Genomic DNA, 23,268 nt, shown 5'->3' on the forward strand with positions numbered 1-23,268 from the left:
AACAGGGTGTATCTCGCACATTCTCATCCACTAGTATAACTGCTGCTGACAGTAATCGAACTAGATAGACTGTTCTGGATGCTATCATTCGATATTTTGACAACACGGGAGCCATCCTGTTCGTTGATCCGAGATTCGACGAGTCATGCAACAAGATCCAGACCGTTGCCTGCAAACGCCTAGGCTGTGACTCAACGACTCGATCACGATCGCTAGTCGCACGTCTGATCTCACCGATTGAAGCCGTATTCCACAGAGTGCGAGAACCGGTCATTTACTGAGTGGTTCGGCTCTGTTTAAATACGGAAAGCCCACTCGGGAGAGATATCTCTCCTGAGTGGGCTATGAAAGGTATGAATGGTGGCGGCGAACCGCGTTTCCCAGAGGCTCGCGCACTCCAGTACTCCCCGGAACGCTGGTGGGCTTATCTTCCGTGTTCGGGATGGGTACGGGAGGCAACCCCACCGCTGTGGCCGCCTAACGTCGAGTCACGGAATCGAACCGCGATAGTACCAGTCTCGATTAACTCTTCCACCGTGTGATTACGTGCGATCCAGTTTGCGCCTGGACTCGTTCAGCGACGAGTTAAATCGTCGGTGAATGAGTCACAGTGCGTATGAATGATGGCTTTGGTCTGTTAGTGCTCGTGGGCTTAACGTCTCGTTACCTCGACGCGCACACCCCGAGTCTATCGACCGCGTCTTGTACGCGGGACCTCGGCGGTGTCTCTTTTCCAAGTGGGTTTCGAGCTTAGATGCGTTCAGCTCTTACCCCGTGTGGCGTGGCTACCCGGCACGTGCTCTCTCGAACAACCGGTACACCAGTGGCCACCAACCGTAGTTCCTCTCGTACTATACGGTCGTTCTTGTCAGACACCATTACACACCCAGTAGATAGCAGCCGACCTGTCTCACGACGGTCTAAACCCAGCTCACGACATCCTTTAATAGGCGAACAACCTCACCCTTGCCCGCTTCTGCACGGGCAGGATGGAGGGAACCGACATCGAGGTAGCAAGCCACTCGGTCGATATGTGCTCTTGCGAGTGACGACTCTGTTATCCCTAGGGTAGCTTTTCTGTCATCAATTGCCCGCATCAAGCAGGCTAATTGGTTCGCTAGACCACGCTTTCGCGTCAGCGTTCCTCGTTGGGAAGAACACTGTCAAGCTATCTTTTGCTCTTGCACTCTTCGCCGGGTCTCTGTCCCGGCTGAGATAGCCATAGGGCGCGCTCGATATCTTTTCGAGCGCGTACCGCCCCAGTCAAACTGCCCGGCTATCGGTGTCCTCCTCCCGGAGTGAGAGTCGCAGTCACCGACGGGTAGTATTTCACTGTTGACTCGGTGGCCCGCTAGCGCGGGTACCTGTGTAGTGTCTCCTACCTATGCTGCACATCGGCGACCACGTCTCAGCGACAGCCTGCAGTAAAGCTCCATAGGGTCTTCGCTTCCCCCTGGGTGTCTCCAGACTCCGCACTGGAATGTACAGTTCACCGGGCCCAACGTTGGGACAGTGAAGCTCTGGTTAATCCATTCATGCAAGCCGCTACTGATGCGGCAAGGTACTACGCTACCTTAAGAGGGTCATAGTTACCCCCGCCGTTGACAGGTCCTTCGTCCTCTTGTACGAGGTGTTCAGATACCTGCACTGGGCAGGATTCAGTGACCGTACGAGTCCTTGCGGATTTGCGGTCACCTATGTTGTTACTAGACAGTCCGAGCTTCCGAGTCACTGCGACCTGCTCCGTTCCGGAGCAGGCATCCCTTCTTCCGAAGGTACGGGACTAACTTGCCGAATTCCCTAACGTTGGTTGCTCCCGACAGGCCTTGGCTTTCGCCGCCATGGACACCTGTGTCGGTTCTCGGTACGGACACTATGCTCGTCTTTTCATGGGCCCCAGGTTGAATCACGTTTCCCTATACCGCCGTTCGTCCGCTTCCTGCCATTACGGCTTCCACGGAGTTGGACGGTTCGACTGGGCGAATGCCCAGCGTGATCGACCCCAGGGCGTCAACTTTCACTGCATAGTGGCACGGGAATATTAACCCGTTTCCCATTTCGTCATAGTCGAGTTGCGGTATGACTTAGGACCGGCTAACCCTCAGCTGATCAGCAGTGCTGAGGAACCCTTATCCATTAGGCCGTCGGGGTTCTCACCCGACTATCGCTGCTACTATGGCCAGGATTTTCGTCACTAATCGGTCCATAGGAGTTTTCACCCCTACTTCCATCCAATTAGAGCGCCAATCTACTCGATTACCAGTATGAGTGGTACGGACAGGTCTCGGTGGTGGATTTGAGTCCCGATCATTTTGGGCGCCTCAAACCTCGGCCGGTAAGCTGTTACGCTTTTCTTAGAGGGTAGCTGCTTCTAAGCTCACCTCCCGGCTGTCTAGGGCTCGAGACCACCTTCAGAGGATTACACTTAATCCACACTTGGGGACCTTAACCTATCTCTGGGTTGTTCCCCTCCTGGTACACAGGCTTACCCCGCGCACCGGAATCCCCGCGTCAAACGGCGTCTGTAAGTTTGGAGTTTGACAGGTGTGCCGACTCCTCTCGGAGGCGGACACACCAATCGGTCGCTCTACCTCACAGACTACCTCGGCGGAGGTCATGCTTCGACATGTTTCGATTGGAACCAGCTGTTGCCGGACTCGATGGGCCTTTCACCCCTACACATAGATCACGAGAGGGTATTGTAGGACACCAACTCTAACAGACTTCCACGTGCCTTTCGGCACGCTTCATCTTGTCCATGCGTAGATCGTCCGGATTCGGGTCGTGTCCACATGGCTCCCCGCCCTTGAAGACGGCGGCCCTCGGGCAAAGCCCTGCGGCCATGTCGGTTTCCCTGTGCCTCCCCGGATACTCCGGTTAGACTTGCCATGCAGACACACTCCCTGGCTCGTTTTTCAAAACGTACGACAGAACATCGGCTTCCCGTGAGTCTTACTGGACGCTCGCGCGTCGGTCATTCGTCAAGGGACCTTGTATGCCCTGTCGCTCGATCGCCAACTGATTTCATGCTCTATTTCGCCTCCCTTCTGAGGGTACTTTGCAGCGTTCGTTCACACTACTTGTTCACTATCGGTCTCAGGTTGTGTTTAGCCTTCGCAGTCGATGCCTGCGTTATTCGCGAGGGATATCCAACCCCCGCTACTCTGGCACTACCGCACAGCGTACTGGTCTCGAGTACGGGGTTGTCACCCTGTATCACGCTCTGTTCCAAGAGACTTCGTCGAGACGGTCGGCTGATGAGAGGTAGCCCTGACACCACATTGCCCGTGAGGGCTTCGGTTTGGGCTGTATCGCGTTCACTCGCGGTTACTAACGACATCACATTGCGTTTTCTGTTCCTCCCGATACTGAGATGTTTCAGTTCTCGGGGTTCCTCATTGCGCGAAGCAATTGTTAGAGAGATTCTCATTCGGAAATCCATGGTTCTTCGCCTCCGTGCGGCTCCCCATGGCTTATCGCAGCTTGGCACGTCCTTCATCAGCGCCTGAGCCGAGCAATCCACCAGCTGGCATAGTAGCCAACGTCGTTGTGACTCGTTCAACTGAACGAGTCCAGTGGACGCCTGGATCGCACGTACACACGGTTTCATACTCGCCCCCAAGGTGGAGATGGTGGGCGAATCGACCCTTCCCAGGCTCGGTTTTACCCGGCCTGGTGCATCTGTCGTCGTATCACATTCGAACGCCGTCCCACACTTAAGGGGACGGATTTCGAAGCGATACGGAGTACGGACCCGTCGGGAGTTGCACCCGACATCCCCGTGTGGGGATATCCGCCTCGGATAGGTCTTGTGAGCCCAGCGGGCCCATGCAGTAGTCGGCGCTTACCGACTCGCGGTGACTTGTGGTCACCAGTCAGTTCCGTCTGGTTGTTGTGACCAACAACCAAGTGTAGGTGGGTCAGGGCAAGGCCCTGATCCCGGTCAGTAGGAGGTGATCCAGCCGCAGATTCCTCTACGGCTACCTTGTTACGACTTAAGCCCCCTTGCGGAGCCCAGATTCGACCGTCGCATGACGGCCTCATCCGGACCCCACTCGGGTGCTTTGACGGGCGGTGTGTGCAAGGAGCAGGGACGTATTCACCGCGCGCTTCTGACACGCGATTACTACCGAATCCAGCTTCATGCGGGCGGGTTTCAGCCCGCAATCCGAACTACGACTACGTTTGGAGATTAGCGTCGCCTTTCGGCGTTGCATCCCACTGTCATAGCCATTGTAGCCCGCGTGTTGCCCGGTCCATTCGGGGCATACTGACCTACCGTTGCCCATTCCTTCCTCCATTTTAGCAATGGCAGTCCTCCTAGTGTACCCAACCACCGCAGGGGTGTTGCTGGCAACTAGAAGTGTGGGTCTCGCTCGTTGCCTGACTTAACAGGACGCCTCACGGTACGAGCTGACGGCGGCCATGCACCTCCTCTCAGTAGCGTCGAGTAAAGTCGTCAACCTGACTGTCATTACTACTGTCGGGACCGGTGAGATGTCCGGCGTTGAGTCCAATTAAACCGCAGGCTCCTCCGGTTGTGGTGCTCCCCCGCCAATTCCTTTAAGTTTCATCCTTGCGGACGTACTTCCCAGGCGGCTCGCTTATCGTCTTCACTACGGCACATCACGTGCTCATGGCGCGTGACATACCTAGCGAGCATTGTTTACAGCCAGGACTACCCGGGTATCTAATCCGGTTCGAGACCCTGGCTTTCGTCCCTCACTGTCGGGTCCGGTCTCTCAACGTGGTTTCCCCATTGGTGGTCCGTCCAGGATTACAGGATTTCACTCCTACCCCGGACGTACCCGTTGAGTCTCTCGGCCCCAAGCTGTGTAGTTTCCACCGGACGCCGACCAGTTGAGCTGGTCGATTTCCCAATGGACTTACACAGCAAGCTACGGACGCTTTAGGCCCAATAATATCGGCCATCACTCGGACTGCCGGTATTACCGCGGCGGCTGGCACCGGTCTTGCCCAGTCCTTGTTCCTGTACCACCTTACGGTACAGAAAAGCGAGGGCTATATGCCCTCACACTCGGAGTCCCCCTATCGCACTGTCGTGCAGTGTAAAGGTTTCGCGCCTGCTGCGCCCCGTAGGGCCCGGTATCTTGTCTCAGATACCGTCTCCAGGCTCTTGCTCTCACAACCTGTACCGATTATCGGCATGGTGGGCCGTTACCCCACCATCTACCTAATCGGCCGCAGCCACATCCTACAGCGCCGGAACGTTTCTAACTCTCTGCACTCCAGCATGAGAGTTATATCCGCTATTGGCCTCAGTTTCCCGAGGTTATTGCGGTCTGTAGGGTAGTTTGGCCACGTGTTACTGAGCTATATGCTACGAGTCTAAACTCGTGCAACTAGCATGGCTAAATCGGACTCCGATAGCAATGGCCTCCGGCAGGATCAACCGGAATGTGCTGATATACATCAGCGGCGGAAGTGGTTGCACTCCGTCGGAAGCTAACACATTGGTTCCTACGCCAATGTTGACTACTGCATGGGTCCGTGGGCTCACATCAGATTCCATCTTAACGGCGGACCGCAGGGGTGGAATCCTCATACACGAACACGAAGCCTCGCTGGCCTCGCATTCTAAGCGAGTGACCCAACCCACCACGGGGGTGGCGTTGGGGTGTCGTTCCGGGAATGCTGCCCGGCGCGACCTTCGCATTACATCCGATGGGAGGGGAGTATATAAATGGACGGTCTTGGACCCGCCATGTTCAGGAACCACACGGCACACGCGTGGCATACACACGGGTGGTTTCAGTAGTGTATTGGACCGGCGAAGTTGAGCGACAGTTACAAAAGTATAGTCAAGTTTTGAGGGATATTATCTGGATATCGGTGGAGGATTTCATCGCTCAGGTCGGCACAATCCGCGATTCAGAGGTGAGAAATAAATCAGTTGCGCGTAGGAAGTCTCCTCTATCACCGACGAAAACGGACTCGTTACGCCCCAAAACGGTTGCAGCGATTGCTGCGTCCTTTGCCAATACCGCTCCCTTCGCCGTCGTCTGCGGTTAGCTATGCATTCACCGAATAGCCGACCAGCACGGCGGGAAATGCTTAGGTTCGTGTTAGCCAGCGCGGATGAGTCAAGCACGGCTTCTATGGGCGCTCCGCGCGTGTGTGCGCGACCTTCTACTTCCCCGTCCAGTTTGACCCCGTACGACGCCGATGTACAGTTCCAAGACTGTTATCGCCGAAATCACCAGTGGAACATTCGCTACTTCGAACTCACGTTCCTTCTCAACGGCCGCTACGACAGCGTCGATGATATCCAAGATAAGGCTCGTATCGAAATCATTCAAATCGCCCTGCGACATCACGGGCTTCATTACGGTCGTCCTGACCAGCCTGCCCGATGGTGTCTCGCATATCGGCTACCTGATCTTCATCGAACGCACCGCGAAGGTCTCTGAGAGAACGCCCCGTCGATGAGTCGTGCTACGGCGTCGCTGAACGACGCATTGTCACGTTTCTTCGCTTTGATCGTAGACATCTTCTCAGGACAGATTTGATGTGGCATGTTGACAGCGTTAACGCTCCGTCGAAATCAACAGTGAGGTGTTGCAAGTCGGGAAATCAGACCTTCCAGGGGGGAGAATGGAGTATATGCACACCCACTCCAGCGCGAGAAGTTTGAGGCGCTGCTTCGGCGTGTCAGCGATGGATAATGCTGGAGCAATATTCAGGGTGGTTAAGCCGAAAGATACAATAGATGGAGCGGGTGAGAAGGTCAAGAGCCGGTACGTTGCACTGGTTGGTCCGAGGTAGTGCGGTTTTCTCCGGAAACAGTGGTGTGTGTTTTCCTCGTCACATCGTGGCGAACTCCTCGCCGGAGTCGGGCAGGTACTCAATGATACTTTGATGTGCGCCAAACTCGCCAATAATCGTCTGGAGAGCATCAACGACAGTCGCAATATCGCGATTGAGTTCATGCTGACGGTACGTGCCACCGTCCTGACCACGATGTTCCATCTCAGACAGTGTGAGATTGAGAATTTCGAAATCTGAGAGAAAACTGCGCATTCGGCGCGCAGTTCGCGGTTCTCGGCCCTGAAACTCACAGAGCTCTTTATATCGCTGATAGACAATCCGAGAGCGGGCGGGTGTTTCCCCCTCTGCAGCAAGCGTGGTCAGCGCATAGAGTGTGAGTTGCTCGTGTTCAGTGAGGTCGCGCATAATGTCCATGCTCTGTTGGGCCTCAAGCTTCTCCTGAGCGCGTTCGACATGATCAGTCGTAACCGAGTTTGCGTTTTCAGTGCGAGCGAGGTCGCCAGCCTTCCGCAGAAGCGTGATCGCCCGTCGGGCGTCACCACCATCCTGGCGACCGAGTGCGGCACACAGCGGGATGACGCCATCCTCAAGCGCACTCTCGTGGAAGGCTATCTCGGCCCGTTGTTCGAGGACCTTCTGGAGTTCTTCCGTGCCGTATGGCGGGAACGAAATCTCCGTCTCACAGAGAGATGACTGCACCTTCGCATCGAGCTGTTCGCGGAAGGTCGAATCGTTACTGATCCCAATGACACCAAGCTGGATATTGTCGATATAGCCGTTGTTATCGGCACGGGTGATCTGGTAGAGGAAGGTATCATCCGTGATGTGGTCGATCTCGTCGAGAACGATGATAACGCTGCCAGAAAGCTTATTCAGTTCATTCCAGAGGAGACGATAAACTTTGGATTGAGGATGGCCGGTCTCAGCGATATGGTTCTCGTGACCGCGAAGGTTATTCACGAGGCTGATTGCAGCCTGATAGCTCGTACTCAGCCCATCGCAATTCAGCGAGATGACGGTGAGATCGACTTCAAAATGGTCCGCTGATTCTCGGAGTTCATTAAGTAGAAAGTTCGTCACAGCAGTCTTCCCGACACCAGTCTTTCCATAGATGAAGATGTTATCGGGGTACTCACCATTGATTATCGGCTGTAAAGCAGCTTCATATTCCTCAATCTCGTTGTCCCGGCCAACAATATCATCCGGCACATACTCGACTTTGAGTGTATTCCGGCGTTTGTACAGCGTGTCGTCCGGTTGAAAACGAGGACCCATATTATGCGTGAATGAGTGAGGCTACCACAATAGTTGTTTCGACCACCGTTTCCGCTATTTCCAGTATAACCAGGACTGGGTGACCCTTCCGATATATGGGGAGGACCCCACTGTTTCCACTATATCACCTGCGCTCTATCGCGGTGCGGTTGAAGACCAGTAGAATGGAATTAGGTATATACGAGATAACTGCCGCTTGGCGCTATGTGGAGCGATAGTACCCCACTATTTCCAGTATATAGCGTGTCGTGGGGGGACTAGACACACCCCACCGTTTCCAGTAAATCGGAGTCACTGTATCATGAGTTGTGACAGATGGGTCAGACCACTGGGTTCCAGTATTTCCAGTAAATACCTTTTTATAAGAGTTAGAGACCCCACCGTTTCCAGTATATCGGTGAAACAAGTGTAATCAGGAGACTGAAGTAGGATGGAATGGTGTAGATTATTGGTACACCCTCCCCCCACTATTTCCAGTAAAGAACAACGAAGTAGCGACGACTACAGAAAATGAACTTTGATCTAGGGAAAAGTTTATAATAATAGCATTATAGCTAGACCGTAGTAGAGCTAGAGCGGTGTTGTTGTAGGGACTAGTTCTAGTGAAAGAAATGAGGTGCGGAGCCTAACTTACCTGTCCTACTAGCTTTAGTGGAAATAGTGGGGGGAGGGTGGCCATTCTTACTTCTTCTATCCTAATGTGTAATTCTAATAGTAGAAATAGTGGGGTCTGACGGGTGTCAGACAACGGGAGTTGGAACCCGAAACTTCGCGGAATGGCATACGGACTTCTTGGAATACTTGGGTTGCTGGTGTATCTGGTACAAAAGGAGCGTCAAAAGGCTGGCCCGACCTGACTAATATATCTGTCCGCTCGAGCTCCTCACTGATGTCCCGGATAGGGCAAATCGGTACGTTCGAAGGTCTACCTTGCAGTTAGTTCACTCGCTTTCACAGGTGAAGAAACTATATCCAACGACTGGTCTCACAGGCATGGGACCCATTTTTTAGCCCCAGTCTGGTGAGGGCCGTTCCAGTGAGAGCGTCCTGACCGTACCATGGGAAGGCTACTGAAGGCGATCAAAACGGAAAATAACATCCAGCAACCGAACCCACTGAAGCGCAGTTTCCAGAACTTACTGTTGATTGTCACGTAGTACCTCAGAAACAGGATACCGGTCTGAAGTTCCAGTCACCGCTCGTAGTTGGGGGACTCGCTCCGAGAGTTCCACAGGCGTGTGGCTGTCCAATCCAAGAACGAACTGGATTCCATACTCAGTGAACAGATCTAGCACCGCTGGGTCAGGATGTACCCGGCCAAGTGATCCATGGACGCGGCCAGCATTCACTTCAGGGATTGTTCTGGAGTATCGTTGAACGTGCGGTCGCAATTCTTACAGAGATACCGTTGAAACTCTCTGTAGCTGCCGTTTCTGACCGTCCGGTCAGAACGGCAGCGAGGACAGGTAACACCGTCACGCCAGCGAACCTGCTCCAACAGGTCTGCTGCGACCGATTCCAACCCAAACACATCGAGCGGAATCATTCGTGTCGGGCACCACTGGCGCGGTGCCCTTGTCCTCTTCGACTCCGCAGCTACCGCTCTCCAGTATCAACAATCTCTTATGCAAGAGCGGCAGAGTAATAGCCGTTCCTACTCCACTGCGTTCGTACTTTGTGTCTCTCTGACGAGTAGAGGATACGGAGACAGTGTCTCAAAGGTTTCCGAGATGGCTTCGAGCACAACCTCTCGAATGTGGCTCCAGCTGTAGCTCAGAGATTCATTTCACCGTTTAGTATATCGGTTTCAAGCTAATCAGGAGGCTGCCAGTGACTGCCTACGGAATCACGACATCTTTCATCCGTCCCTCACAGCGGCGACACGTGAGTTCCCTGCTCGGTGCCGTTGTCCGATAGCCACAGTTGGTACATTTGAACTCTTTTTGCTCTTTCGCAAGTGGGTCTCGCCGGCTCATATGGCATATTTAGTATCCCTATAGTAATAATTCTTTTCGGCCATCATATCATTCACCCAATTACACTATGAGCACATCTCTCCGGTAGTAAGAGAGTATATACAATGGGTTATTATAGTGAAATGTGGCGTATAGAATAATCTATAGCGGGGGTAGTTGAACCCCACCTGAGAGACTATCACCTACTGGCGTTTGCTCACGTTATTCCAGCCGTTGAATCCTCGCGAGAAACACATCCAATTCAACAAAACCGACCAACAACTGCGACACCATACCCGAATCAGAATGGGTGCGACAAGTGCTCTGCAGGGATGGAGTTTCGCACGGTTACGAGTGGATCGACGACTTGGCTTATTTCGAGTCCGCCAACAAGACTGGAAAACAGGTATGCCTCTGTCTTCGACATGTCGTGATCGGCTTGCAAGAGGTCAAGGATATCACGGTTAGCCAATTTGACTGCCTCTTCCATCGTGTCGGCGCTGGCGATTGACTTGATATTCTCACCCGTATCTACAATGGGACGGTCGAGTCCAACACCGGGGTCCGAAATCACTGAAACCGTGACATCGATTTCGGTCCCGATTTCGGCACCTGTCCCGCACATCTCTCCGTCGGCCATAGCGGCCTTGGAGTCGCCCATCGCCAACATTGCCCCGTCCTGAAATACGGGGAAGTAAGCAGTGGTTCCGCCGGTCATGTCGGTGGTATCGAGGTTCCCACCATGGTCGTGAGGGGTCAGTGTCGTGATGGTCTCTTCTGCGGTAGCCACACCAATTGTCCCGATCATCGGCTCGATCGGAATTTCGTGGCCGTCGAATTCGATCGTGTCACCATCGACTTCGGTGATTCGGGTCGCAGGGTGTTCAATCTCTTCGTCGTCTTGTAGCAATCCGAAGTCCGGCGTCGTGACCACTCGGCCCTGGCCCTCGGTGACCCGCACCGCTTCAATCTCGACCGCCAAGATGTCACCCGGCTCAGCACCCTCTACTTCGATTGGGCCGGTCGCTGCGTTCACTTCGTCCGGAATCGAATCAAGGAGGTCGTCACCAGTCTGAATCGTTTTATTGAGACTATCGATAGTCTCGATTGTGAGCGATTCCCCGTCGGCAGCTGTATAGACCGGATCCATCTCCGGAGAGAACTCGTAGATGTGGCCGTCCTCGTCGAATGAGACACATCGGCGTGACATATAGATTCTCTTCGGGCAAATGCTACAAAAAAGTCTCCCCGATACGCTGGGACGCTCTCAACCGCTGTGTCTTCGTCCGCTGCGGTTGTTGCTGAAGTCAGCCGAGGCATAACTGTCTGAGAGAGCCCGTGAGCGTACCCACAAGGCAACTGGCCTGGCTCGCTAGCCCATCCCCTTACTCTCGGCCACTGGGGTCGATACCGAGCCAGACCGCGATATATCGATACGCGAAGACAACAACAAGGATAATACCGAATTCGAGCCAGATTGCAATGTCACCCACAACGGCCTGGGATAGTTCAAGAATGAAAAATACCAGCAGCAACATTGCAATATAGTAGAGCGCGAGTTCAACGAGTTGATTTTTCTCCATACACCTCTTACGTCGAGCCCCCTCTCAAACCCTGTCCTCTATATCGGTAGGGAAGCCACACGCAAGCACAATCCACTACGGAAGGTTCGAAACCCGACCACTGGACCAAGCTGTTTCCTGTTAGAGCGTGTCATAGAAACATCCAGAACTGGGACCACTCAGGGTAGAAAATATTGGGATGGGAAGCTTTGTTGGAATACTATTAGTTTGACACTGATACCGCTGAAACAGCCGTTAGGTAGCTACTGCGAACTGAACAGGGAAAGAACTATTCAGATAGAGATGATAATTTCAGAACATGAACACAGATAGTCATGACTTTGGAAAGGGCCTCTGTTTTTATTTTCGCCGCTTAGCACTTGTTTTACTTGTCCTATTTGCCTTTAGAGGCGCTACAGGAGGTATCCGTGAGTTTGTTGTTAATGGTAACTGGCTGGCTGGGAGCTTCGGTGTTATAGTTGTGAGTGTAATCGCCTATTGGCTTTTTAATCTATACGTTGGCTCTTATAATGAGGCATAAAACTCCTGTACTGATCGATTCACGGCCTGTTGTACAAGTCGCTACTACCGAAATCGTATACTATCAATCTCAACTAGGCGAATACAACGCTCAGTAGAACTGCGCGCTAAACGAGTCACACCGAGTTTAATTCGAAGTAGAGGGTGTCATAGAACAGTTACCACACCAAAGAGCAGGGTGAATGCTGAGGTGGTATGGACTCAGCGACCCTGCAGAATGAGCCTTCGGTAGAGTCGTTCTTCAATGTCGCGGAGACCGAGACGTTAGCGTTGTTTGAGCATCTCTCCTTCGAGTTTCTTGGCGAGTTCGACGTGTTCGCCCCGGCGGAGACGGGGCGAACACGAGAGCATAAACCACCAGAGATGCTGCGTGGGTTCCTCCACTGCTATTACCGTGATATCTACGGAATTCGTCCTGCTGAGCGGGAGCTTCAGAACACGGTTGTCTGGCTGAGCTGTGGCTTCGATCGACCGCCGTCAAGAGACGCGGTCGATCGGTTCCTTACTGACCTCGAACACGTCGTCGACGAAGTCTTTGACCACCTCGTCGAGCAGGCCGCCCGGCGCGGCCTGCTCGACTTGACCTACTGCATCGATTCAACCGACGTGAGGGCGATGCCCGCTGACCAAGATGCGTCGAAATGCTACGATCCAACCGATGAAGAGTACTACTACGGCTACGGCTGTACGATTGTTTCGACCGGACAAAAAATACCGATTGCAGCGGAGTTCACCGAGAGCAAACAAGCGCCAGAAGAGACGGCGATGCGCGTCACCTGTGACGCGCTCGCCGTCGCCAAGCCGATTTGGATGGTCGGTGACAGCGCCTACGACACCCTCGACTGGCACGACCACCTGCTGGCCGCAGGGGTCGTGCCAGTCGCCCCGTACAATGCTAGAAACGCTGACGACCCGAAAGATATCGAATACAGGGTCGAGGACCGCATTGAGAAACACAGCGAGGATGTACAGCTGAAACAATCGATACTAAACCAGACGTACAATCGCCGCACTGGAGTGGAACGAACCAACGAATCAGTGAAGGACTGCGGCCTCGGGCGAACGCACGCCCGAGGCCGCGCCCACGCACGAGCGCAGGTCTTCCTCGCACTGTGTCTTCGCCTGGTCGTCGCAATCACCAATTACGAACGCGGAGACAATCCGGGAAGCACGATCATCACGGTGTGAGAAGAGTTCTATGACACCCTCTCGAAGTAGTCAATCTCGAGTTCTCTATTGCCTTTCCCGTTGGTATCTGAGTCGAGGATCAAATAGAGATTGTCGTTATTTGCAGCGATTTGTTGCTCTTCTGAATCTGTGAAGGGGTAGCTGTTGGTCCCCGTGGCAAGGACTTGTCGAGTCGTGAGCTGCTGGCCAGCACCATTGACGAGATAGAATCCAAAGGAGCCACTGCCGATCTGAATGCGCTCTATGTCGAAGATCATCTCGTACTCAGCGGCTGTCTCGTCTACCGCCGGCAGTGAGTATCCAACTTTGAGGTCCTCCTGCCCCCCCGAAGAGAGAGCTGCCGCAGTTGTACTATCGTCGTCGTTGACTGCAGCGGGATTCTCGATATTCCCACTCGGATCTGTTGGTTGAGGGGCGTCACCATCATTACCATCACGATAGTTGTTCGAATCGCCGTAGTCGAATGTGCAGCTGATATCGACGTAGGACCTGGGACTGGTTCTCCGGGTCGCAGTAACCGATATGTCGTCCGTTGTCGCCGAAAAATCGAGGACAACTTCATATGAATCCCCGAGATCATCGGTTTTGTTGGTACAACTGATGTCCACGTCAAACTGGCCGAAGCCTGTGTTTCGGACGGTAGCATCAACTGGTGGAGAAGTAACCTCTGTCCCGTCCTGTGTAACCAACTTCACAACACTCACATCGATATCTGACTCAGACAGCGAACCGATGTTATCGGTTATTTTGTACACGGTTGCCGTGTCATTCTCTCCAGAGACCTGAGCAGTCCTAGATGTATCGACCAATCCGAGAAGTGCGTTGGCATCTGCTGCCGTGTCAAGGTCGCTTTTGCGGCGAGCACTGGTTTGTGTAAACGCAAGCGACTCAGACACCAGCAGCATGCCACCTCCAGCTATAAAACCGAGAGCAGCGCGACGTGTGAGCGACTGTTTATCCATCGTAGAGTAGAATATGCCGTATACGGTCCTCTTGGTTACACTTACGTGACCGATATTTGATAACACTATTGATTTTTGAAATGAAAGGGTGAAACAGTCGATACAAACGAAGCCTGTATTGACTACAACCGGACCAAGACCTGTTCTCTGGTGAGAACTTTAACAGAGCCCAACGACTGCAAGCAAAATGGCGGGCAACAGCCTCCTGGATGAAGATCGAGTATGCCGACCGGATGCGCACGGTCGGCGAAATGGGCGCTTGGGAGCCTTGGTTAGAGTTCTTCGTCGAGGGGATTCGGACACAGGCTGCTGAGGCAGTCGCTCAAACGAACGATCTTTGAGCGCTCCGACGTGTCCATCGAACCGATCTTATTCTCGCTCTCTTGGAGCTCGGCCCTTACCAATGCAGCTTCAGCTGCCCCGTCGGCGGAGAGTTCCAGTGGTTTGACCCAATCGAGGTCATCGCGGGCCTCTTCAACGCCGTCACGGCCCCGCAATCGGCCCGCGCTGGCGAATACCTCTGGAGTGCCACCGTAGGTACGAAGAGCGGGAGTGGCTCGTTATGTTCGAGATACTCGGCTATCGCCTCGTCCCCGTGCAGGTAGTCGATGAGCGCGGTAGTGTCCAAACAGTTTATCCTGACGTTCCCTGAAGTCCTCGTCAAGTTCCTCTCGCATCCCTTCGGCTTCCTCGCGGAGTCCGCGGTCTTTCCAAGCACCGAACCCCTTCATGACGTCCTGCTCGTCTCCCGTCATTCGGAGGAGAACGTCTGTGAAACTCTCATTTTCCCGTTTCATCAACGCTCCCGTCGCGTCACCGGTTCAGACCGAAAAGCCGGTTACTCGGCACCAGTGGGTATATAAAAATTCCGACGGATTGTCAGGTCTGCCAGCTATGGTGTCGTTCTTTTTTATCGGATATCGTCGGCTGACGTATGACAGAGGATACTGGCGACCAACCGTGTGGTACCCGACGGCAGTTGCTGGCAGGGCTGGCCGTAAGCAGTGCTTCAATAGCTGGCTGTACGACGCTACCGTCATTCGGTCAGGGGGTCCGCTTCGGATCAGTCGACCAACCCGAAACAGGGTCACCACACTACCGGGACTGGATACCGACGCAGGACCGAGGCGACCAGTTCGACAGGGTCCGAACGAGCTTGGAGTACCTCGAACCAGATAACCGCGGAGCGGACCTACTTGGGACCCCCTACGGGGGACAGGGGGTCAAACCGGGGATGGACGACATCGGTGTGGCCCTCTCCGCGTTCGAGTGGGCGGTTGAATCCCGGGGAAGCGTCGTAGCGAAGGGGTCGGTAAACACGGACACCGTCAAGGCAGCGCTGGAGGAAACCGGATACCAGCAGTACGACAACTACGAGGGATACAGGATCTACGAGCGCGATGACCTCCAGCGGGTCATCGCCCACGGGGACAACTACGTACTCTTTTCGGGCTATATCGACGAGCCGTTGCAGTTCGTCGGGCCGAGGATCGACGCCGAATCTGGCCGTCAGACACGGCTGCACGAGGCCGAATCCCAGTTCGAACGGATGACAGACAGTGTGGGGGCACCCCCGTGGACTCGAATCAGGCCAGGAACCTTCACCGTCGACGGCTCCACGGCCGTTCTGGAGGCCAGAAGCGTCGGATTCGGCGGGTCGATAATCTATACTACTCGAAGCTTTCTGTTCGAGGACGGTGCCGGCGTGTCGGAACAGTCCATCAGGGACCGAATCAGCGAGTACCCTGAGGCGCTAGAGGCCGACCGCGCCGAAGTGACTGTTGATGGCGACATCGCAACCGTCGTCGCGAAGATGCCGCCAGATACCTTCCGGGATATGGACAGCATCGGCCTCTACGACCAACCGATAATCACCTGGGGGCTCGCGTGGGAGCCGGGCGATTCGACGGCGCTCCTCACACACGAAGCCGGTGATTCAGTCGACGCAGACCTGTTCACTGTCTACCTGCAAGACGTCTCGGCAGGGGCGAATGACGGGACAGACGGACCGCGCGAGCCCGAGCCGGCAGACGCCCAGTTTAGTGACAGCTACGGCCGAATCGGGCCGGGCAACTCCCTGTCAGTGGACGTTAGCAGTCAAGAGAGGTGGCAGATACTCGTCCGCGGAGAGCCCGCCAGCAGGAACTACGTCTGGACCGAACTCGTATACTTCCCGCCCAGCCTGCTCGACCAGTGATGAATGGTGAGTTCACGACAGCCGTCCGGACACCCGTGCAACACCCAAATTCCTGGGGACGTCCCGGTCGAAACCGGCAGCGGATCGTCGACGATTATATTCGAGACATGACAACGAGGGATACAGTGACGGACGGACAGGACCTCGAGACAGTCGTTGCCCTCCTTGACGACGAGTACGCGAGAGCTATCCTCACCGCAACCAGTACCGAGCCGATGACGGTACAGGAGCTCGCCGACCGGACGGAGGCATCCCCGTCAACGCTGTATCGGCGTGTGGAACGGCTCAAGGCGGTCGGCTTCCTCGACGAACAGACGCGGGTGCGACCTGACGGCCACCACGACTCGGTCTACTCAGCGGTGTTGACCGACCTTCACTTCTCCCTGCGTGACGGTCGCTTCGATTTCGAGATCGAGACCGAGACCGATGAGGACCCAGCTGACAGATTACATCGACTGTGGAGTGATTTCTGATGGTATTCGAGACGAACCTCTACGGTTTTCGCGTCATCGAGCTTATCGCCAGCGGCTTCGCCAGCGGCTCGGCCGCAGTCGGGCTCTACATCGGCTTCCGATCGCTCCAGAGTTTCTACCGCCACGGCGACCCATCAATGCGGTATCTCGCAGTTGGGCTGCTGTTGTTGACCGCCATCACGTACACCGTCACGTTCGTCGGGTCAATACTACTGCAGTTCCGTATCCTCTCGCTCCCGCAGCAGGATTATTTCCTGACAGTGAGCAATATACTCCAGTTCGCGGGGCTGGTGTGCATCGCGTACGCACTCCATCGGCGCGACTGAGACGGTTGGAGTGGTTTACTACCCCGGGATCGACGCGCTCGGAGACTGATTCAGCTTACGACAAGAGAACGGTCCCATCCAGAAGAGGCGACCAAGCAGCGTCTGGTCCCGAACAACACTGTACAAGCAAGCGTAGAACGTGAGACTCCTCACTCGTTTTCCAGCGCCACATAGATGTCGACGTGGCGGCATCCGTTGAGTCCCCAGCTCAAGAGCAACCTTACGTCGCTCACCGTCGCTTTCAGCCGCCTGATATCGCTCGTACACTGGCGGACCTTCTCGTCAATCGTCACACGCTCGACTCTTTGATGCTCCCGAGTACCCGTTTCTCAGCTGTCGAAGTCACGCCTCTCTTGTGTGCCTGCCGTCAGTCGAGACAAGATACCTACTTACCACCGTGAAACCTGATCTCAGATGGAGGGTGACTGCAAAACTAAACCGTCTTAGTCCATGAGCTTCTGCTGTTGCTCCTGAGCCCACTCAAGTGCGTCGTCAAAGTCTTCAAATCCTTTGGTTGTGACGCTCTCAGCTTCATTGTTCTGGCTAATTGCTAGACGTGACAGCCCATCAGCGACATATGCAGTCGTTTTGACGCCAGACTCTTCGGAGACTTCAGTCCAGTTCTGATTGACGTGGTTGAGAACCTCGCGGTTAGCGTTTTCTACATTCCCGATTTCAACGACGACGCTATGCATCTCCGGATCGCTTGCTGTTTCAACATAATGTTGTTCAGCTTGTTCCATGTCGCCGCTCTCGACGGCTGCAGGCATATCCTCAATATACCAGACACCGACACCGTCTTGCTCCTCATACTCGACATACTCTGAAATCGATTGTGCCATGATCACACGTTGCCACCTCAGTGTATATTAATCCACCTCGCACATTTCCAGTTGTGATACTCAGACCGTCTGAAATCCTGCTGGCAGAGCCATTTAATGACAGCTGCGGATGATGCACTTATCTGTCTGAGTTTCCGGTATTACTCTTAGATATGGTTATCCAGAACACGAGTGCTTAGAGGACGATGGAGTGAATTTCGATCATGGGAGCGATCAGTGAACTTGGTGATGACCCGCTGATCGAATTTTTGTTCTCATTCGCGGGGGCAGTTCTGACAAGCGTTTCCGGATACCCAACGAAATGCCACTCTGCTGTATCATCCACAAAAATGAGACACCGGTCATGGTTGGGGCCGGCCATGAGAACAACTCCGGTGACACAGCCTGTTGCATTGTCTTGAGCGTTGACCGGAGTTGGCCGCTTGCCGAGCGCACCAGCTCACCATCTGGCCAGGAATGTACTTCGAGCCCGTCGAAGCATGTCGGAAGTATCACGTGTGAAAATGCTGCAGGAAACATTATATACGGTTCTATTTGTTTGATATTATATAGAAGGCGCTTACGACGCGGGCCCAGATGGTTCTCGTGGACAGGTTGGTATCGGCACGCTCATCGTTTTCATTGCGATGGTACTCGTTGCGGCAATCGCGGCCGGCGTTCTGATCAATACGGCCGGATTTCTTCAATCAAGCGCCGAACAGACAGGGCAACAGAGCTCTGACCAAGTCACCAACCGGCTACAGGTAACCTCCGCAACCGGACAGATCGGTACTGTGAGCGGCGAAGACCGTGTTGGCGTCGTGAACATCAGCGTGAGTCGAGCGCCGGGCGCCGGTAATATCGATCTGTCTGAGACGACTATCCAATGGGTCGATTCATAAGGCTCGTACAGTCTGGTCCATCAGAGCCAATCGGGTGGTGTCACCGACGGAACGTTCGGAACGACGATAATCTAGGACGGCGACGGGTCGCGGCCAGTCTTGAACGACCGCGCCGACCGGCTCAAGATAACGCTCGACATCGGAGCCGCCCCGTTCGATGTTAGCGTCGGTGGAACTAACATAGGCAACTTCGGTAACTCGCTTGCAGAGGGTGACTTGGCGACGATATGAATTACCACACCGACTGGTGGAACCACCGAGATTCAATTAACTGTCCCACAGACCCTCAGTGGGTCAAGTTCAGTCTCGCTGTGAAGTAAACCAGTTTCGCTCAGACCGCTTTTGTACGGGCAGCACGGGTCGCCTTCTGGTACGCATGGCGCTACGCTCCACGCCTGAGGATACCGGAAGGATATTGTCACTCGTCGTTGACAGGTGCCATCGATGCCCTCCACAAACAATCGGCAACCTGCCGGTGGTGCTCTCGTTATCGCCAGTCTCATTATCGTTATACTCGGATTTATTCTGGTCCCTCACCCTGGCGAGGCACAATCGACACATCGTATTGCGCGAACCGTTGAAGCCGACGAAGTGCCAGAGAGTAAAACCGTCACTCCGGTCGGTGATCTGTCGCCAGAAGCGAAATCAGCATTCCGAGAGGCCTTGGCTAACGAGGGCAGTTATACTGTTCACGGCAAAGAAAACCGGCCACCGGAATGGTACTACTCCGATGATACTGGCTTCTATTACGTCCAGAGCGAGGGAACGATATACGAGGTGATGACGAGCGGATCGGCAGGTCACATCTTCGACTACATTAAGATAGGCCCCTTCCTCCTCACTGGGATTGCGATGGGCATTACTGGGATTCGATGGCTTCAGCGGGGGTGAAGCGGACACCTGAAATTCGCTTCCCTACTCATTCCCTTAGAGACCGTCTTTTCAGTACCCGAGCAGTTCGGCCAACCAGTGACCCGCTCAGTCGAACTTCCGACCGGCCACAGTACGCAGTATCCACACCATTGACCGCGCACACTCTACTGAAGGGGTCAGTACTGGAGAGTTACTGATTATGGATGACACTGAGCACTCAATCCAGAGAGCTAACCAGAAAGCACTCTGGTCCACAATTTCACCAGCCGTCTGTCGATGAGGAGTCTATGGTTTAAGAATCGTCTCAGCCGTCTGCCTGAAGCCCTTGTAATAGATTATACCCCACAACGGCGTCGATTCGTAGTAATCGACGGTGCCCTCAGTCGGGTCAATGATGACTGGAAATTCGAAGGATGACCAGTGTTTCGGGTCATACTGTTGGACCCAATCGATGAGACCTGTCTCGCTAACAATGACCGGATAGACGACGAGGTTGCCGCCTAATCCCCGCAGGAGTTTCGATTTCAGGGAGAGGCCGTAGTTGAAGCTAGCCTCACTGAACGCCTGTGCCTGAGAGGCTGTTTCCGCCGTGCCGACCACGAATACGGTGTCGACTAATCCAAACTTTGAGATCGATAGCGAGCGGTCGTGAAATACCGTCGCCTGTTGGTCGTCCACCGTCGTCGTCGACTGTTCAAACTCATCGAGTCTCCCCGATAGCGTCTAAATATATTCTTCGATAGAATCATACTTTTCCATGGGCCTGTCATGTTAGTAGACGCATAAAAAATCCATCTGTGAATCCATCACAGACGAGTGCTGGCGACATAGTCAGATCGTATGCATCTCGACGACCGACTCTGCTCGTCAGCTTGGAGTGCTGAATGTGCATAGTGTCTCAGCCCGAATTTGAGTCTCCGCCAAGAGAAACATTTGCGAATCCAGCTACTGCCAGAGCGAAGGCTACGCTACCCGCTCTCGACGGCTGCAAAATAGCGATCTGGAAGCCGAAGACATCCGCGCTAATCGACAGCAGGAGCGCCATCATCCCTGCGAGAGCCACCGATGCCACAAAGAATATACGCACTTGCACGGGACATGAAATCACTACCTCGCTTGACGAATTAAGATACTGAAAATAGCTCTCTGATCTATTTCAGACAGTCTCTAAAATGGGCACACCAGCAGGATTTCGATTCAGTGGCCGCGCGCTCATTATAATTGCTGTAGCAGCGTTCATCATAGCTGGTCTACTCCTTTTCGTTGCCCCGGATACGGCGCACCCAGTTCTCGTCACGGAGGAGGATGAATCAGAAGTTCCTCCCGATGCCGAGGTGCTCAGGTACACTAACCTTTCAGAGGGGGGTCAGGACGTGTTCGACCAAGGATTGCGTGCTGATGGATTTATCAGGGTGTATCAGTCACCGCCAGATTTCGACTATCCAACGGGTGACACAGTGGCCGCTGCCCGTGTCAAAAAGAACGGGACGATATACAGTATACTCACCGCCTCAAGATGCAAGCTCTGTGGCTTCGTGAATGTACTCGGCTACATAGCTGGGCTTGTTGGGCTCATCCTGTTAATGCGCGGGGCGTTTCGCTTGTTGAATGGGGAAGCCGACGTACGAGCTGATGATCGGTAGCGTGTCCGTTTGCGGTCCTAGTTTCGACCTGACCGCGGGTTCGGCCACGACCAAGTCTGGCCTACACTGTGGCTTTTGGGGTATACGAGATCCAGAGAAAGCATTTACCAATTTGGCCAGACAACTGACGTATGCGCCGCCGTCAAGCCCTCGCGCTTGTCACCGGTAGCCTCTCGCTGGTGGCAGGGTGTTCTTCCGACACAACAACAGACCTCACCCCAACACCCAGCAAGACAGGGACAGAGATGACTCCTGAGTCGCAAATACGGGAATTACCGATGACGACACCACCCGACCCAATCGATTGCGACGATGACCCACGCCCGGTATCCCGCGCCGCTGGTGACTCTTACTCAGACCGGGCCAATGGATTCGAACTGACGGCATCGAAGGGTGTCGTCACTATCGGTGAGCGCATTACATTCACACTCACAAATATCGGAGACAATCCGCGGGGGATCGGAGAAAAATACAAATACAATATTCTCCGGCAGCACGACGGGTGGGAACCGATCTACTTTACAGAGAGCCAAGCCGGTTGGACAGACTTAGGCGTCCGCGTGTACCCCGGCGGTGGCTTTCGGTGGACCTTCACGGCCACCAACGACGGATTGGAACGGCAAAACGGCTACAACCCAGCCTATCACGTCTGCTCGGCCCTCGAACCGGGCGAGTATCGCTTCGCGTTCTTCGGATTGGGAGGGAGCACAATCTCGACGACGTTCATGATCACGGATGCGTGACTGACTAAAGGATACACACGCCTACCGAGCAGTTGTTCTAGGTGAACGACTTGATTGGAGACGGTGCGCTCCTGTACCGATCAATAGCTACTTCGTAGTCATGCGACTCTGCTGTATAGCGCGCTCCCACCTATACTACCCCTACCAGTAACAGCGCGACCGATCCAGAGAGTGCGTAACAGGAGGATATTTGCCTGAAATAGATTGCAGGAAAGCAGGTGGAGAGTAACACTTCGAATTATCTCTCCAATAACAATACGCTCGCCGGGGAAGCTCAGCACAGAGAGCAACAATACGGACGGTTATCCTCCAATAATGAATCTAAAACCGATGAACGGAGCAGCGACTAAAATTCCGAAGGCGAGAATTGCCGCGAAACGGAGTACACCCGCCGCCTGTCGCCGATTCTTGGGGAGAGACTCTGCGGTTCCGGACAGCGCGGTTCCGACGACGAGAACCAATATCCATCTAGCATCGCCTGCGCCGCCGGTGCTTGCGGTACACGCGAACATACATAAGAAGGTGAGCGACACGCCAAACTGAACGAGTGCAAGTGGACGGCCTTGTGGCTCATTAAACAGCGTCTCGCTAACATAGGGGACCATACGATACGCGTTCCTGCTCACGATACAAAGGATGTTTCAACGTGATACCAGTAAAACGACCTTTCCTATGCTACGCGATTGTGCTGCAGGAGGCGGGAGGCGACATACTACAGGGCTCGCGCTCTGTATGCACAGCATCCTCGGGAACGATTCGATACCTTCAGGAGTGGTGTGATACACACAGAAGTTGTCTGCAGCACTGAGTGCCAACTCGTCCCAATCGAGGCTCTTGTTATCTAGTCTGCCACCCGATGAACTTCTCAAACCCAAACGTAAAGCCGAGAAAAACGACAGCGAACACGAACCAACGGAACACATCGAAGGTACCAGTGAACGCAAGCACGTTGAAAATATACGATAATGATGCACCAACGAATGCCGCGACGTAGAGGTTCCGTCGGGTGTCCATGCAGT

General features: G+C 54.1%; 16 protein-coding genes, 3 rRNA genes and 4 pseudogenes. 9 read left to right on the forward strand and 14 right to left on the reverse strand.

The genetic code is table 11. From position 1 onward, the window contains the following. Window positions 1-358 precede the first annotated feature (358 nt). From rrf to RR_RS19815, 8 genes and pseudogenes are all read right to left on the reverse strand, one after another. A 5S ribosomal RNA gene (rrf, locus tag RR_RS19785) occupies window positions 359-481 on the reverse strand. 136 nt (window positions 482-617) lie between these two features. Further along, a 23S ribosomal RNA gene (locus RR_RS19790) occupies window positions 618-3,548 on the reverse strand. A gap of 400 nt (window positions 3,549-3,948) precedes the next feature. Further along, window positions 3,949-5,420, reverse strand: a 16S ribosomal RNA gene (locus tag RR_RS19795). The 16S, 23S and 5S rRNA genes sit together here, the layout of an rRNA operon. 1,405 nt (window positions 5,421-6,825) lie before the next feature. Then, window positions 6,826-8,064 carry an orc1/cdc6 family replication initiation protein gene (locus RR_RS19805; RefSeq protein ID WP_004966666.1) on the reverse strand — a complete coding sequence of 413 codons (1,239 nt, stop codon included), beginning with the start codon at window positions 8,062-8,064 and terminating at the stop codon, window positions 6,826-6,828. Between the two features lie 1,369 nt (window positions 8,065-9,433). Next, window positions 9,434-9,610: pseudogene (locus tag RR_RS21595) on the reverse strand (transposase); the annotation flags it as partial. A gap of 292 nt (window positions 9,611-9,902) precedes the next feature. Further along, complete coding sequence (locus RR_RS22610) at window positions 9,903-10,040, reverse strand: DUF7129 domain-containing putative zinc-binding protein (protein WP_164734791.1); 138 nt, start codon at window positions 10,038-10,040, stop codon at window positions 9,903-9,905. Between the two features lie 280 nt (window positions 10,041-10,320). Then, window positions 10,321-11,229, reverse strand: a complete 909-nt coding sequence (locus RR_RS19810; protein ID WP_011225081.1) for an acetamidase/formamidase family protein — start codon at window positions 11,227-11,229, stop codon at window positions 10,321-10,323. Between the two features lie 175 nt (window positions 11,230-11,404). Next, complete coding sequence (locus RR_RS19815; protein ID WP_004966672.1) at window positions 11,405-11,602, reverse strand: hypothetical protein; 198 nt, start codon at window positions 11,600-11,602, stop codon at window positions 11,405-11,407. 714 nt (window positions 11,603-12,316) lie between these two features. On the opposite strand from RR_RS19815, the gene RR_RS19820 reads away from it, so the two are divergent. Beyond that, a complete protein-coding gene (locus tag RR_RS19820; protein WP_011222280.1) occupies window positions 12,317-13,309 on the forward strand; it encodes an IS5-like element ISHma6 family transposase in 993 nt (330 codons plus the stop codon). Window positions 13,310-13,317: 8 nt separating this feature from the next. Here RR_RS19820 and RR_RS19825 read toward each other — a convergent pair whose 3' ends face one another. Continuing rightward, a complete protein-coding gene (locus RR_RS19825; protein ID WP_137440596.1) occupies window positions 13,318-14,337 on the reverse strand; it encodes a hypothetical protein in 1,020 nt (339 codons plus the stop codon). A 494-nt stretch (window positions 14,338-14,831) separates the two neighbouring features. Beyond that, a complete protein-coding gene (locus RR_RS21605) occupies window positions 14,832-15,068 on the reverse strand; it encodes an antitoxin VapB family protein (RefSeq protein ID WP_011225078.1) in 237 nt (78 codons plus the stop codon). 137 nt (window positions 15,069-15,205) lie between these two features. Here RR_RS21605 and RR_RS19835 point away from each other — a divergent pair, with 137 nt between their 5' ends. The 3 genes from RR_RS19835 to RR_RS19845 all read left to right on the forward strand — a co-directional run bounded on the left by RR_RS19835 (window position 15,206) and on the right by RR_RS19845 (window position 17,267). Further along, window positions 15,206-16,468: a hypothetical protein gene (locus tag RR_RS19835; protein WP_011225077.1), complete on the forward strand. Its 1,263-nt coding sequence runs from the start codon at window positions 15,206-15,208 to the stop codon at window positions 16,466-16,468. Window positions 16,469-16,575: 107 nt separating this feature from the next. Continuing rightward, window positions 16,576-16,941 (forward strand): winged helix-turn-helix domain-containing protein, encoded by a 366-nt coding sequence (locus RR_RS19840; RefSeq protein ID WP_232508581.1) that lies wholly within the window; start codon window positions 16,576-16,578, stop codon window positions 16,939-16,941. Next, a complete protein-coding gene (locus RR_RS19845) occupies window positions 16,941-17,267 on the forward strand; it encodes a DUF7521 family protein (RefSeq protein WP_004966534.1) in 327 nt (108 codons plus the stop codon). The genes RR_RS19840 and RR_RS19845 overlap by 1 nt, the downstream gene beginning before the upstream one ends. Before the next feature lie 149 nt (window positions 17,268-17,416). Here RR_RS19845 and RR_RS22615 read toward each other — a convergent pair. From RR_RS22615 to RR_RS23140, 3 genes and pseudogenes are all read right to left on the reverse strand, one after another. Continuing rightward, a pseudogene (locus RR_RS22615) lies at window positions 17,417-17,560 on the reverse strand (hypothetical protein). Between the two features lie 150 nt (window positions 17,561-17,710). Beyond that, window positions 17,711-18,109 carry a hypothetical protein gene (locus RR_RS19850; protein WP_004966533.1) on the reverse strand — a complete coding sequence of 133 codons (399 nt, stop codon included), beginning with the start codon at window positions 18,107-18,109 and terminating at the stop codon, window positions 17,711-17,713. 360 nt (window positions 18,110-18,469) lie between these two features. Next, a pseudogene (locus RR_RS23140) lies at window positions 18,470-18,592 on the reverse strand (radical SAM domain-containing protein); the annotation flags it as partial. Window positions 18,593-18,657: 65 nt separating this feature from the next. On the opposite strand from RR_RS23140, the pseudogene RR_RS23145 reads away from it, so the two are divergent. From RR_RS23145 to RR_RS19860, 3 genes and pseudogenes are all read left to right on the forward strand, one after another. After that, window positions 18,658-18,981, forward strand: a pseudogene (locus RR_RS23145) (archaellin/type IV pilin N-terminal domain-containing protein); the annotation flags it as partial. Window positions 18,982-19,089: 108 nt separating this feature from the next. Further along, window positions 19,090-19,221 (forward strand): hypothetical protein, encoded by a 132-nt coding sequence (locus RR_RS23150; protein WP_267877930.1) that lies wholly within the window; start codon window positions 19,090-19,092, stop codon window positions 19,219-19,221. A 213-nt stretch (window positions 19,222-19,434) separates the two neighbouring features. After that, window positions 19,435-19,881, forward strand: coding sequence for a hypothetical protein (locus tag RR_RS19860; RefSeq protein ID WP_011225073.1), 447 nt, complete (start codon window positions 19,435-19,437; stop codon window positions 19,879-19,881). A 267-nt stretch (window positions 19,882-20,148) separates the two neighbouring features. On the opposite strand, the gene RR_RS19865 is transcribed toward RR_RS19860, so the two are convergent. After that, the gene (locus tag RR_RS19865; protein ID WP_049939204.1) at window positions 20,149-20,541 is read right to left on the reverse strand and encodes a hypothetical protein; all 393 of its coding nucleotides are present in this window, start codon (window positions 20,539-20,541) and stop codon (window positions 20,149-20,151) included. A 494-nt stretch (window positions 20,542-21,035) separates the two neighbouring features. Here RR_RS19865 and RR_RS19870 point away from each other — a divergent pair, with 494 nt between their 5' ends. Together RR_RS19870 and RR_RS19875 are read left to right on the forward strand one after the other, a co-directional pair. After that, complete coding sequence (locus RR_RS19870; protein WP_004966527.1) at window positions 21,036-21,506, forward strand: hypothetical protein; 471 nt, start codon at window positions 21,036-21,038, stop codon at window positions 21,504-21,506. A gap of 131 nt (window positions 21,507-21,637) precedes the next feature. Continuing rightward, complete coding sequence (locus tag RR_RS19875; RefSeq protein ID WP_011225071.1) at window positions 21,638-22,249, forward strand: hypothetical protein; 612 nt, start codon at window positions 21,638-21,640, stop codon at window positions 22,247-22,249. Window positions 22,250-23,268 lie beyond the last annotated feature (1,019 nt).

Origin of the sequence: Haloarcula marismortui ATCC 43049, from assembly GCF_000011085.1 — an archaeon.
Classification (GTDB): domain Archaea; phylum Halobacteriota; class Halobacteria; order Halobacteriales; family Haloarculaceae; genus Haloarcula; species Haloarcula marismortui.